The organism is Micromonospora sp. NPDC049359, from assembly GCF_044466585.1.
Classification (GTDB): Bacteria; Actinomycetota; Actinomycetes; order Mycobacteriales; family Micromonosporaceae; genus Micromonospora.
Map to the genome: position 1 here is coordinate 498297 of NZ_JBITMW010000003.1, position 13635 is coordinate 511931.

Sequence of the window (13635 nt, forward strand, 5' to 3'; positions counted from 1 at the left end):
GTAGGGATCGCCGCAGCGCGTGCGGAAACGGCAGAGCCTCCCCGGCGACGTCGCCGGGGAGGCTCTGACCAGTGCGCGGCTATCTCTTCAGGCGCGGGTCCTCCTGCACCTTCAGGGCGTTGAGGATCGGATCGCCCTCGCCCTTCTCCCGGGTGAACTGGATCGTCAGATCGCCACCGGGGTGCTCGACCGTGACCGTGTTCGCATCGACGGTCAGCGCGCCCACCTTCGCCTGCACGTCGTGGTCGTACAGCACGACCTTGCCGTCGGCGAGCACGTCGAAGGCGCGCTTGCCGGCCTTGACCTTCTCGAGCTCCGCGAAGTCGAGGCCGATCCGGTACGTGCCGGCGGGGGCGTTCTTGAACACGTAGCTGAACGTGTCGCCGGTCCGCTGGGTGCGGAACAGCGCGTCGTCCGTCGTACCGGCGATGTCGGCCTTGGTGGTGTGCGCCTTACCGCCCACGTAGCCCCACTGCCGCGAGCCGAGCGCCTGGTCGGGCGCCCAGAAGAAGCCCGAGGCGTCGACGTACCCGGACCCGCCCGCGTCGACGCCCTTCCAGTAGGCCGACGTCGCCAGGCGGACCGGCTTGAGCTGGCTCTCACCCTTGCCGGCGTTGGACGCCACGAGCACGTCCCCGACGAGTACGCCGGGCTTGATGCCGGCGTTGTCGGCCGTCACCGTGACCGTGGTCGACGTGCCGGCCGCGAGCGTGACCGGGCCGGTCGCGGCCGGGCCCGTGAGGGTCAGCCACGGCAGGTCGGCGGCCTCGTGCCCACCGTCGTCGGTCCGCTTCTGCTCGCTGACCCGCACCTGAAGCGGCGCGGAACCGGTGTTGGTGACGGTCACGTCGGCCGTCGCCTGCTGGCCCTTGTCGAGGAGCCAGTCGAGGTCAGTTGCGGCGACGGTGGCGATGCCCGTGGTCAGCGCCGTGTCGACCACCTCGGCCTGGTCCTTCTTGGCGATGGTCACGGGGTGGCTGGCGGTGACGTAGTTCGGCGCCTCCACCTGCACCGTGTTTCCGCCGACCAGCGCCTGGGCCTTCCACCGGCCCTTCACGTCGGTGGTGATGACCCGTTCACCGGCCGGCCCCTTGAGCGTGACGACCGCGCCCTCGATCGGCTTGCCGTCGTTCCTGTCGGTGACCGTGCCCTCGATCGTGCCCGCGGCCGGGAGCGTGTACTCCAGCCCCAGGCCGGCCTTCAGGACCGGCTCGTTGAAGGAGTACTGGCCCGCGGGGTTGCGGTTCAGGCTCTCCACACCGACCGTCGCCGACGAACCCTTGGTGAGGGGGTTGTCGCCGCCGACGCCCTCGCCGTACCCGATCTGGATCCGTCCGTCGGCGATCAGGGTGACCGAGAAGCTCACCCGGGCGCTCGGGTCAGCGAAGAAGGTGACGTTGCGCCATTCGATGACCTGCGCCGCCACTCCGTCCACCTCGGTCGTGCCGAAGTAGATACCCGCCTCGTCGTCGACGACAAGGTCGTCCCAGAACGGGTAGATCGCGTCAATCGGGTACGGCGACGGCAGCGCCGTGTTGCTGCCCGACGTGGCGGCGCGGTCGAAGACGAGCGTGCCGTTCGTCGTGACGCACACGCCGTCCCAGGCCGTGTCGTAGAACGGCTGCAGGTAGTCGGAGCTGAACCACAACGGGCCACAGAGGTCGTCGCCCAGCCACCCGGACTCCTGGGTGCCCTGGCGGTAGAGCCCCTCGGTCACCTTCATCGAGTACGAGCGACCGGCGGGGGCCACCGGTACCGGGCCGGGGTCCGGCTGTTCGGGCTGGGGATCCGGCTCCGCCGCGTCCGCCCGCGGGTCGAGCGTCACCCGCAGCGCGGCGATGCTCGGGGCCTTCAGGCCCTTCGAGCCCCGCAGTTCCACCGTCAGCGGACCGCCGTCGTGCTGCACGACCGCGGTACGCCAGTCGACGGTGTTCGGTCCCACGGCGGCGGTCGGGTCGTACGCGTAGTTCGTCAGCGTCCCGTCCACGAGGACGTCGAACACCCGCTTGCCCTTCGGCGCCTTCTCGATCTCGGCGAAGCCGAAGTCGATCGCGTAGGTGCCCTTGGGCGCGTCCGGGAAGCGGTAGAACAACTGCTTCTCCGGCGTGGTGCGCTGCGACTGGAACAGGAGGTCGTCCGTCGTGCCGGCGATCCCGGCCTTCGTGGAGGTGACCTTCGTCTTGCCCTCGTAGCCCCACGACTTCTTGCTCGTCGGCTGGTCGGCGGACCAGGTGTAGCCGGTGCCGTCGGTGAGCTTAGCGCCGCCCGCGTTGACGCCGACCTGGTACTTCGTGGTCGTGAGCGTTACCGGCACGTACGTCTTGGACTGGCGTCCGGAGTCGGACCGCACGACGATGTTCGCGCCGAGAACACCCGGCTTGGCGTCCTTCGACGAGATCGAGACCTGGACGGTCGTCGACTGACCCGGCGCGAGGGTGCCGCCGGTCGAGGAGAGCGACAGCCACGGCAGGTCGGTGAGCAGGTCGTCCTCGACGTCGACGAGGACGACGTCGTCGGCGATCTGGTCCGCCGCCCACAGCGCGCCGGTGGAGTCGGTCTCGAGGCCGCCGCCCTGGCCCACCTTCTGGCCCGGGAACCACCACGCGTTCACCAGCGAGCAGTCGTCGGGGTCGACCTGCAACAGCCGGGTGGGCCGGTTCGAGGTGAGGTCGGTGTACCAGATGGTGTCGGACGCCTGGTTGTAGGCCAGGCCCATCACCTCGGGCAGCGGCGGCGTGCAGAAGGACAGCAGCGCGCCCGGGTTGTCGTGCGAGGTGCCGGCGACCGTCCCGATCATGCCGTTCGCCCGGCCACCGACGTAGAACACGTCCCGGGCCGGGTTGTAGGCGAGGCCGGTGAGCTGGAGCGTGGACCAGTCACCCTTGATCTGCCGCGTCTCCTTGCCGGTCTCCCGGCTGAAGCAGTGGATGTAGCTGGCCGGGCTGTCCTCCATCTGGCACATGTCACCGGTCTTGGTGTCGAGCGCCATGTCGAAGGCCCGGTACGCGGGGTTCCACGACGCGTCGAAGACCTTCGACGTCTTCTTGCCGGTCACCGTGTAGGCGGTGTTGGTCCGCGCGTTGTAGTCGTGGACCCAGACGTCGCCGTCGTACCCGATGCCGGAGGGCTCCTTCTCGGCGATCGTGCCGGGAATGGCGATCCGGGTGATGACGTCTCCGCCGGAGGTCGCGCCGACCCTGGCTGCCGCCTGGGCCTCCGCGAGGCTCGGCGTGGCGGGCTTGCCGTCGACGTTTGACGGCTTCATGCCGCTCGCGCCGGCCTTCCAGCCGGCGAGGTCGATCGTGCTTGCCGCGCCCGTGCCGGTACGCGCGGTGGCGCCGGTGGCGTCGAGCTCGGGGTGCCGCGCGGCCTCGCCCAGGTCGTACATGAGCGGGGCCGAGCCGGTGTTGGTCAGCGTCAGCGAGCCGACGCCGTTCTGGTCGGTACCCAACAGCGTCTCGAGGCCGTCGGCCTTCAGACCGGCGACACCCGTGGTCAGACGCGCGTCGATCTTGGCCTGCGCGTAGAGCTTGTCGAGCGAGAACGGGTACGACCCGGTCGTGTAGTTCGGCGCCTCGACCGTCATGGTGTAGTCGCCCAGCGGAAGCTGGCGGTGCACGAGACCGGTTCCGTTGGTCGTGACGGCCTCGACGAGCCCGTCCTTGGTGCTGAAGGAGACCTTGGCGCCGGCCACCGGCAACCCGTCGTTCTTGTCCACGACGGTCGCGTCGAGGTACCCGAAGTCCGGCAGGTCGTAGGTGACGATCATCCCGTCGCGCAGCACCGGGGCGTGATCGGAGAACCGGATGCCGTCGACGCCGGCCCAGCCCTGGATGCCGGTGACGGCGTTCGCGCCGGCGGTCACCGGGTCGTCGGTTCCGACGCCGTCGCCGTACCCGAAGATCATCGTGCCCGATCGGGTGAAGGTGGCCGAGAAGTTGACCGGTTCGGTGTACTCCGACCGGGTCGGGTAGGCCCAGATTTTGGTGTTGCGGTACTCGACGACGAACGCGTCCTCACCGTTGACCTTGGTGGCGGCCGTGAAGACACCGCCGCCGGGGGCGAACTCGGCGGGGCTCTCCATGTAGAACGGGAAGGCGCCCGCGCCGCCGTAGCCGGGACCGGTGCTGCCGTCCGGGGCGATCACGCCACGCAGGCCGACGCCGAGGGTGTCGTGGCTGCCGTTGTAGAGCGCGATCGGGAACGGCAGCTTCACCGTCGCCCACACACCGCTGCCGAAGGTGACCTGCTCGGTGCCGCGCAGGTACTCGCCCTCGGTGACGGCGCAGCTGTAGCCGCCCTTGTCGACGACGAGCCCGACCGGGATCTCGGGCGACTCGTTCTGTGCTCCCACGGTCAGCGGGAGCGTCTTCGGCGAGAAGCACGAGTTGGGCGTGACGGCCAGCTTGTACGCGCCCTCGGGGACACCGCTGATCGTGAACGCGCCGTTGGCGTCCGTGCGTACCGGCTTCAGCGGCGTGTCCCGGATCGCGACGTCCGCGTTCGGCACGGGCCGCTTCCTGTCGTCCACGACCCGGCCGCCGATGTCGTGCTTCGCGGCGGCCGTGAGCGGCAGCGTGACGGAGGTGTCCTGGCCGAGGGTGACAGCGACGGTGGCGGTCGCGGTCAGGTACCCGAACACCCTGGTGGTGAGCTGGTAGTCGCCGACCGGCAGGTTCGTCGTGAAGCGGCCGTCCTTGTCGGTGCCGATCGACCGGCTGAACGGCCCGCTGATCGTCACCTCCGCGGCGGGGACCGGGGCGCCGTTGGCGGTCACGACACCGGTGAGGGTGCCACCCTTGCGGGGCGCGAGCTTGAGTAGGCGGACGAGGTCGAGCCGGCCCTCGCCGTACTTGTTGTTGAGCTCGGCGGTGCCGCCGCACTCGGTGTCGTCGACGTCGGTCGCCGACTCGGCGAGCAGGCGACGGGTCTCGTCGACCTGCCCGATCAGGGTCGGGTCGTAGCTCCAGAGCGCCGCGACCGCGCCGGCGACGTGCGGTGCCGCCATCGACGTACCGGCCATCTCGACGTAGCTGTTGTTCGGATAGGACGAGCGGACGTTGACACCCGGCGCGGAGATCTCGGGCTTGATCCGACCGCCCTCACCCGCGCCCTTGCGGGAGAACGCCGCGAGCGTGCCGTCCTCCGAGTAGGCGCCGACGGAGTAGGCGGTCGCCGCCGAGCCCGGCGAGGAGACCGTGTCACAGGCCGCGTACGGCACGGTGTTCCCCGACGACCAGGTGCTGAAGATGCCCGCGGCGGTCCAGGCCTCGTCGATGGCCTGGAAGAAGTCGTCGAAGTTGTGTTCGACGTCCTGGCCCCACGAGTTGTTGACGACGTGGGGGCGCTTGGACGGGTCGGGGTTGTTGCCCTCAAGGTCGGTCGGGGCGAGCAGCCACCAGCCGGAGCGCAGCAGCGACTCGACACCGGTCCTCTCGCAGCAGCCGTTCGTCGCGATCCACTGCGCGTCCGGGGCGACGCCGACGTGGTCGGTGCCGTCGACGCCGACCATGGTGCCCATGGTGTGCGTGCCGTGTCCGTTGTCGTCGCACGGCGCGGCCGAGCACGATCCCCGGGTGGCCATCCAGTTGTAGTTGTGGTCGACGGTGCCGTCCGGCTTCGCGCCACGGTACTGACGCGACAGGGCGGGGTGGTCGAACTGGACGCCCGAGTCGAGGTTGGAGACGGTGATACCCGCGCCGGTGGCGCCCATGGCCCACGCCTGCGGGGCGTGGATGGCCTCGAGACCCCACGTGACGGTGTCGTCCGCGCCGGCCTTCGGGGCCGCGGGTCGGGCCGCCTGGTCAGCGGGGAGCTTCTGCTCCACGGGCTGTACCAGGGCGACCTGCGGCGTGGCGTGGATCTCGGCGACCTGCACCCGCGCGGCCACGTCGAGAGCGAGCTTCTCGGTGCCGCCCTTGACGAGTACGGCGTTGGCGATCGGGTAGGGGGTGTACTTGACCCCGGCCCGGTCGAGTTCGGTGGAGACGGAGGCCAGGGAGCTCTTTGACGCCGTGGCCAGTGCGTCGTAGACGAACTGACCACGGGCCGTCCAGTCGGCGATCTTCTTCGCCGGCCCGAGGTCGGGCTTCGTGTCGAACGTGATCCAGAAGTCGGAGGCCGGCTGCGTGCGGAAGCGGTCCTTCAGGGTCGGCGCGATCTTCCTGGCCGCCGTGCCGGGATCCGGCTCGGCGGCGGACGCCAGTATCGGCTGGAGCATGCTCAGGCCGACCGCTGCGGCCAGCGTTGCCGCGAGGGCTTTGAATCTCATCGGGGTCCTTCGCCTACAGGGGTTGGTAGGGGTCGTGGCTCTCGTGGTCGACGGCACCGTCGGCGTCGCGTACGTCGGAGGCGTCGCGCGGGGTGACGCGCGATTCGCCGAGCCGCTCGGGTGGCGGCTGGTGTTCGAGGGCGGAGTCGTCAGGCACGACGGGACGCTCAGGCATTCATCGCCCATGGGCTATGGATCATGGACTCATGCTCGGTGAGCCGGGTGGCCTTAGCTATCCGGCGGATACGTCAAAATTCACGATGCGTTGTCGAGGGATTCGTCCTCGGCGAACACACCGGCCTCCACCGCCTTGACCGCGAGCGCGGTCCGGCTGCTCACCTTCAGCTTGCGCATCGCCGCGCGTAGCTGCTGGTCCACCGTGGCCGGCGACTTGGCCAGGATCCGGCTGATCTCCCGGTTCGTCTTGCCCGCGACGACCAGTTGGACCACGTCGAGCTCGCGGGGTGAGAGCTGGTCCCCGTACCCGCGTCGGCCGCCGCGCCACAGTCGCGGGACCTCGGCGCCGTGTTCGCGAAGCCGCTGTGCGACACGGTCCGCGTCTCCGCGGGCGCCGAGCCGGAACAGCCGCTCGTACTGTGCCGCCAGCAGCTCGCCGCCCTGCTCGGTCCGGCCCTGCGCGATGATCGCTTCGGCTTGGCGCTCGCGGGCGCGCAGCGCGTCGTACGGACGCGGCAACGCGCTCCAGGCGCGCGCCGCGCGGTCGTACGCCGTCGCCGCGCGGGCGTGCTCCCCGGTCGCGGCGAGCAGCAGGGCACGACACACGGTGAGCGCGGCGCGCGGCGCGGGCGCCGTACGACCGCGCAGTCCCCTGGCGAACTGGTCGGTCAGGCGGGTCGCGGCCGTCAGGTCACCGGCGGCGAGGTGCGCCTCGATCCGGGCGGGGACGAGGTCGGTCGCCCAGACCCAGACGCCCTTTCGCCGGACGGTCTCCATCGGCTCGTTCGTGATTCGCAGGGCTCGGCCGCTGTTGCCGTCCGTCAGCCACAACCTGGCCAGCGCCGCGGCGGCCTCCATCGTGTCGTCGGCCGCGCCGAGACGGGCGGACTCCTCGAGGACGAGTCGGAACTGCTCCTCGGCGACCCGCCGCCGTCCGGCTGCGGCCGCCAGGCGGGCGGCGAGGCGAACGCTGCCCAGGTAGTGCGCCGGCCGGTCCCGGTCGGCCTCGGCGAGTGCCGCGCTCGCCTCCGCCAGGCCGTCCCACCGACCGGTGAGCCACGCCAGGTTGGCCTGTTCGAGTCGGACGTTGTGCTGCAACCGGGACGCCTGCTCGACCTCGGCGAGACTCATGGCCACGTCGAGGTGTTGCTCGGCGTCGGCGTACCGGCCCCAGATCAGCGCGCCGGTACCGACATTCGTGTGGATGCGGGCCACGTCGAGACGCTCTGCCGAGGTCGAGCCACCGAGGGGCAGGTCGGCGACGACCTCCCACGCCTCCTCCTCGCCCAGCATGAGCAACGCCGCGGCGCGGTTCCCGGCCAGGTTCAGCCTCTCGGCGGGGGAGTCGATCTGGGCGGTGAGATCGGCGGCGCGATCGAGCCATCGCCGATGGGTGGACGCCGGCCACGGTCCCGCGTAGGCCCAGCCGAGGTAGGTCATCGCCCGAGCCGCCTCGACCGGGTCGTGGTCGAGGTTGGCGACCGCCTGCTCCAGCTCGCGCAGGGCCGCCTGCGCCTCACCCCCGGTGATGAGAAGCCGACCCAGGGGGTTGCGGATCTCGGCCTGCTGCCGGGCGGAGAGGCCGGGGGTCTCCAGCACCGAGCGCAGGGTACGGATCACCCGGTGGTGGACCTGGTCGACCTCTTCCCGGCGGCCCAGGGCGGCGACTCCGGCGATACGGGCGACCCGCGCCCGGTCCACCGGCGGCAGCACGGCCCACGACAGCAGGTCGACAAGCAGGTCGACCGCCTTGGTGTGGTCGCCCGAGGCGATGGCCAACTCGGCGCCCTGTTCGGCGTACCGCGCCCAGGACGGGGTCTCGCCGGCCTCTCGGAAGTGGTGGGCGAGGCGCGCCACGGGCGGCGGGTGGAGGTGCTCCAGGGCGCGCCCGGCCAGCAGGTGAACGTGTCTGCGGTCGGTCAGCGGAATCGACTCGTAGACCGCGGTGGCGGCCAGCACATGCCGGAAGCGCCACCTGCCGCGGTCGTCTCCGTCCAGGACACCGGCGTTGGCCGCCTCCGCGATGGCGGCCCGGCACGCGGCCGGCGACAGGCCCGCGGTCATCGCGATCGTCGCCGCGGAGGACCGTTCCGCCAACGTCGCCGCGGCGCGCAACGCCTGCTGCGCCGTGGGCGACAGGCGGCTCACCCGCTCCCGGGTGGAGTCGCGCACCGTCGGCGGCACCTGTAGCTCGCGCAGCTTCAGTCGGACCCACTGGCCGTCGCGGAAGACGAGATCGGCCCGATCGCACATGAGACGGACCGACTCTTCCAGGGCCAGCGGGACGCCGCCGGTCCGTTCGTGCATGAACGCCGTGAACTCCTGCGAGATCGGATTGCCGTCCAGCATGGAGGAGACCAGCGCCGCCGTGTCGTCGGGTCGCATGGGCGCGAGGGCGATCCTCAGCTGCGTCACGCCAGCGGGCAGCCGGGACGTCAGCCGCAGCAACAGCGATCCGTCGTCGACCTCCTCGGGCCGGTAGGAGATGACGAGGCTCGGACCGTCCGAGTGCTGTCGGGAGATGACGAACAGCAGGAACTCCAGCGTCACCTCGTCGGCCCAGTGCGCGTCCTCGAGGACGAGGACGTCGACCCGCAGCGCCCGCAGCAGCTCTTCCAGGGCGCGGAACAGTCGATGCCGGGCCGCCTTCGCGTCGTCCAGGGGCGGCAGCGCGGGCGGCAGGCTCGCGGACCATTCGGGGAACAGGGGCCGGAGCGCGCCCGCGAGCGCGGTGAGCCGCAGCCGCGACACCGGACTGTCGATCCCCCGGAACGCGTCGACGATCGGCCCCAACGTGAGCGACTCGCGCAGCGGTGGGCACACCGACACCAGGGCGGTGCGCCGGGCCGGGGCGGAGTGCCACTCGCGTAGCAGCCGGCTCTTGCCGATGCCCGCCTCGCCCTCCACCAGCACGATCGCCGGTGGCCGGGCCAGGGCGCCCCGGAGTGCCGCCAGCTCCCGGTCACGACCCACGAAGCGCGGGGTGGCGACGGTTGGCGCGATCCCGTCGTCCTCGTTTGAGGCGTCGAGCATGCGTGATGATCTCGCTTTTCGGCGCGTGGACACAAGACCATCGCCGCCGGTGGTCCCGGGCGACCTTGCGGAAATCATCTTAGTTATTAAGATAACGGCATGGGCATATCGACGGACTTCTCGGTGGCTATCGCCGGCGGCGGCCTCTCCGGTCTCTGCCTCGCCCAGTACCTGACGCGAGCCGGCATCGACGCGCACGTCTACGAGCGGGACCCCGGCCCCTTCGTCCGGCGGCAGGGCTACCGGATCATCCTCGACCGGTACGGGTTGGCGGCGTTGCGCGAGAGCCTGCCCCGTCCGCTGTACAACCTGGCGCTGGCCACCGGCGACGAGCCCGGCGGACACCTCCGCTTCACCGACAGTCGACTCCGGGACGCGTTCACCATCGCCTTCAAGGACGAGCCGTATGCGACCCGCCAGGTCGATCGGTTGACGCTGCGCTCGATCCTGCAGACCGGGCTCGACGGGCGGATCCACTACGGCAAGGAGGCCGTCGCGGTGGACAGCGGCGGCCCGGCCGGGCCGCGACTGCGGTTCTCCGACGGTGCGGCCGTCGCGGCGACCGTCGTCGTGGGCGCGGACGGCGTGGGCTCGGCGCTGCGGGCGCAGCTCATGCCCGACGCGGCCCCGGCGAGCGCGCCGATGGCGGGCATCTACGGCCGGTCGCCCCTGCGCCGCAACGGGGAGAGCATGATCCCGGACGCGCTGCGCGACAGCGGCGTCCTGGCCATCGCCGATCGACCCGGCCTCGCCTTCTTCTTCACCTCCATGCGGTTCGGCGAGAGGCCACGGGAGGCGTTCGCGCGGCTGGCCCCGGGCAGCTACGCGCCCACCGGCGACGACTACGTGATGTGGGGACTGCTGCTACCGCAGGAGGAGGTGCCCATCGGCGTCCGCGGCGACCTGCTGGCGCTCTGGCGACTGGCCGCCGGGATGAGCACGGGCTTCCACCCGCTCATCCGACGGGTGGTCGCCACGGCCGAGTTGGACGCCACTGTGCTCAACCTCTTCGCCACCGGCCGACGCCCGCAGCGGTGGGCGGTGCCCCGGGCGACGATGATGGGCGACGCCGTACACGTCATGCCACCGTTCGGCGCCCACGGTGGTAACACCGCGCTCCGCGACGCGGCCCTGCTCGGCCGCCGGCTGCTCGAGGCCCGGGCGACCGGTCGGGCGGTGGAGGAGGCGATCGCCGCCTACCAGGACGAGATGGTGCCCTACGCCTTCCGCGCCGTCGACACCGCCGGCCGGCTGATGCGCCGTCTCACCGGGGGCGCGACCGCACCACACTGGGTGCTGACCCGCCTGTTACCTCGGCTGCACCGGGTGACCGTGCCGGAGGCATGATTGCGGCATGTCCCAGGTGCCGGCCCGCGCGTCCGCGATCGCCGACCTCATGCGCGCCGGGCGGGAGATGTCCCGGCTCTCCATGGTGTTCCGGTACGCCATCGCGGACCGGCTGGGCCTGACCGTGAGTGACCTGGAGTGCCTGGACTACCTGGCGGACGTCGGGTCCGCTACCGCGGGGCAGGTCGCCGAGCGGACCAACCTCACCACCGGAGCGGTGACCAGCATGTTGCGCCGCCTTCAGCAGGCGGGTTACGTGACGGCCGAGCGTGACCCGGCGGACCGGCGGCGGGTGATCGTCACCCTGCGCCCGGAGCGGATGGCCGAGTTGACGCGGCCGTACCAGCGGTTCGCCGAGGGGGCCGAACGACTCGTCGAGGGCTACAGCGTCGAGGAGGTCGCGCTGCTGGTCCGGCACTACGACCGCATGCAGGCGATGTACCTCGCCGAGTTGGACCGCCTCCGTGGTGGCGACACCGCGCAGCGGGCACGCGGTCAGGCCGGTGAACGGCCGTCGCTCTCCGGGTCCGCGGACGGCCGCGGGTAGCCGGGTGCGCGCTGCGGTCGATCGCAGCGCGCACCGTCGGTGTCCCGCCCGCACGGATGCGGACCGGTGACCTACCGCTCGGGAGCCGCCGTGACCTTGAGTTGCGTGACGAGCAGCAGAGTGTCGGCGTTGAGCCAGTAGTCGGTGATGAGGCCACGCCTGATGCGCAGCGTGTCCGTGCCGGTGAAGCGGACCCGGGTGCCGGGCGCGGCGGTCGCGCCGGGGAAGCCTCCGCCGTACGTGCCGTTGGCGACCCATCGCACGACCACGTGGTCACCGTCGATGATCGGGCCGACCTCGACGGTGAAGCGCAGGTCGGGGAAGGCGGACCGGATCTGGCCGACCAGGTCGGCCATGCCGTGCGGACCCTTGACGGCGCTGCCGTCGCCGCCGTCGAGCAGCGCGGCCCTCACCCGGACGTCCGGGGAGATGATGCGCTCGGCCTGTGTGTAGTCGCCGTTCCAGAGCTGAACCCAGGCGCGGGTCACCTGCCGCGCCTGACCGGCGGTGCCGTGCTCGTCGGGCTGCTGGTGGGCGAAGGCCGTGCCGCCGGCCAGAGCGGGTACGGCGCCGCTGGCGAGCGCCGAGCCGCCGATCAGGAGGGTGGCGATGGTGGCTGCGGGGAGATGCTTCACGGTGACTCCTCAGGTGGGTAACAGTCGTTCGCTTCCGTTACACCATATAACTGCAGTAACCTGATGTCAACGCGAAGGGGAGGTATGGCATGGCGGACCAGACCCGTACGGCCGGTGAGCAGTCGGCGGAGTCGCTTGTCGGGCCGCGCGAGCGCTATCGGCGGCAGGTGCAGGCCGAGGTACGCGCACACGCGTGGAAGCAACTCGCCGAGGCCGGCGCGGCGGGGCTGTCGCTCAAGGCCATCGCCAAGCAGATGGGGATGACCGCACCGGCTCTCTACCGGTACTTCGCCAGTCGCGACGACCTGCTCACCGAGTTGATCCTTGCCGCCTACCGCGACCTGGCACACGTGGTCGAGGCCGCGGCCGGCGCCGGCGCGACCCCACGCGACCGGCTGACCGCGATCGCCACGGTGATCCGTGACTGGGCCCGAAGCGATCCGCACCGCTACCTACTGCTGTACGGGACACCGGTGCCGGGCTACGCCGCTCCGGCCGAGGCCACCGAACTCGCCCGCCGCATCTTCGCCCCGGTGCGAGATGCCTTCGCGCACGCGGGTGAAGATCAGTCGATGCGCCGGTCGCTGACCTTCTGGACCCGCGTGCACGGGGTGATCAGCTTGGAGGTCGCCGGGCACTTCACCGGCATGCCGTTCGACCCGGCGGGCCTCTTCGCCGCCGAGGTCCGGTCCACGCTCAGCGACCTACCCTGAGGTGGGCCGCCTCCGCAGTGGCGACACCGGACGGCGGGGGCGCGGTCAGGTCGCGGAGGGCCGCGGGTAGCCGATCTCGTACGAGATCTGGTCGGCGGTCTCCAGCAGTAGCGGCAGATTGCTCCGCAGCTCGTCGAGGCTCGCGATGACCTCGATCGCGGTGATCGAGACGGCGGCGATGACCTGCCCTCGGGAATCCCTGATCGGTGCGGCCACGCACATCACGTAGGTGTCGTGCTCACCGTTGTCCACGGCCCAGCCGCGTTCCTGGATGGCGGCGAGTTCGGCGTCGAGCGCGCCGCGGTCGGCGAAGGTGGTGTCGGTGAACCTCTCGAAGACGACATGCGAGAGCAGCCGCTCGCGATCCTCAGGGGGCAGGTACGCCAGGATGGTCTTGCCGACGGCGCTCGCGTAGATCGACACCGCGCGCCCGACCCGGGAGGGGAGCTTGACGGCGTCGAACGCCGGGCTGTCCACCTTGTCGATATAGATGATCTCGTCGCCGGTCTGCTGCGCGAGGTGCACGGTGTGGCCGGTCTCGCGTTGTAGCGCACGCAGGTGCGCGGCGGCCGGCTGGCGCAGGTCCATCGAGCCGAGCGCGAGGTCCGCCAGCTCGATCAGCCCGCTGCCGAGCACGTAGGCGCCCGCGCCGGTACGGCGCACGAAGCGCGCGGACTCCAGGGTGTGCAGAATCCGTAGGGCGGTCGACTTGTGCACGCCGAGCACGTCCGCGGCCTCCGTCAGGGACAGCGGACGTTCGGCCGATCGACGGATGAGGTCGATCGCGCGGCGGATCGATTGCGCCAAGGCTGTGTCTCCCCTCGCACGGCGCGGCGTCGCCGCTTCCGTTGCATCATGTGCAATGTAGATGACGCGATGCGCAACCGCCACTTGACAACGTTGCACATGTCG

Annotated in this window: 8 protein-coding genes; 3 read left to right on the forward strand and 5 right to left on the reverse strand. The window is 71.1% G+C overall.

Annotated elements, in window-relative coordinates; translation table 11 throughout:
• Positions 1 to 79 precede the first annotated feature (79 nt).
• The 3 genes from ACIBTX_RS10830 to ACIBTX_RS10840 all read right to left on the reverse strand — a co-directional run bounded on the left by ACIBTX_RS10830 (position 80) and on the right by ACIBTX_RS10840 (position 9481).
• The gene (locus tag ACIBTX_RS10830) at positions 80 to 6271 is read right to left on the reverse strand and encodes a S8 family serine peptidase (protein ID WP_396832378.1); all 6192 of its coding nucleotides are present in this window, start codon (positions 6269 to 6271) and stop codon (positions 80 to 82) included.
• A gap of 13 nt (positions 6272 to 6284) precedes the next feature.
• On the reverse strand, positions 6285 to 6428 hold the full coding sequence (locus ACIBTX_RS10835) for a hypothetical protein (RefSeq protein ID WP_355236120.1): 144 nt from the start codon (positions 6426 to 6428) through the stop codon (positions 6285 to 6287).
• A 98-nt stretch (positions 6429 to 6526) separates the two neighbouring features.
• Complete coding sequence (locus ACIBTX_RS10840; RefSeq protein WP_396832379.1) at positions 6527 to 9481, reverse strand: ATP-binding protein; 2955 nt, start codon at positions 9479 to 9481, stop codon at positions 6527 to 6529.
• Between the two features lie 99 nt (positions 9482 to 9580).
• Here ACIBTX_RS10840 and ACIBTX_RS10845 point away from each other — a divergent pair, with 99 nt between their 5' ends.
• Positions 9581 to 10828, forward strand: a complete 1248-nt coding sequence (locus tag ACIBTX_RS10845; protein ID WP_396832380.1) for an FAD-dependent oxidoreductase — start codon at positions 9581 to 9583, stop codon at positions 10826 to 10828.
• Positions 10829 to 10835: 7 nt separating this feature from the next.
• Complete coding sequence (locus ACIBTX_RS10850) at positions 10836 to 11375, forward strand: MarR family transcriptional regulator (protein WP_357125098.1); 540 nt, start codon at positions 10836 to 10838, stop codon at positions 11373 to 11375.
• Between the two features lie 71 nt (positions 11376 to 11446).
• Here ACIBTX_RS10850 and ACIBTX_RS10855 read toward each other — a convergent pair whose 3' ends face one another.
• On the reverse strand, positions 11447 to 12010 hold the full coding sequence (locus ACIBTX_RS10855; RefSeq protein ID WP_357125101.1) for an ester cyclase: 564 nt from the start codon (positions 12008 to 12010) through the stop codon (positions 11447 to 11449).
• Between the two features lie 89 nt (positions 12011 to 12099).
• Between ACIBTX_RS10855 and ACIBTX_RS10860 the strand changes: the two genes are divergently transcribed.
• The gene (locus tag ACIBTX_RS10860; protein WP_357125104.1) at positions 12100 to 12723 is read left to right on the forward strand and encodes a TetR/AcrR family transcriptional regulator; all 624 of its coding nucleotides are present in this window, start codon (positions 12100 to 12102) and stop codon (positions 12721 to 12723) included.
• Positions 12724 to 12768: 45 nt separating this feature from the next.
• On the opposite strand, the gene ACIBTX_RS10865 is transcribed toward ACIBTX_RS10860, so the two are convergent.
• Positions 12769 to 13614, reverse strand: a complete 846-nt coding sequence (locus ACIBTX_RS10865) for an IclR family transcriptional regulator (protein WP_357125107.1) — start codon at positions 13612 to 13614, stop codon at positions 12769 to 12771.
• Positions 13615 to 13635 lie beyond the last annotated feature (21 nt).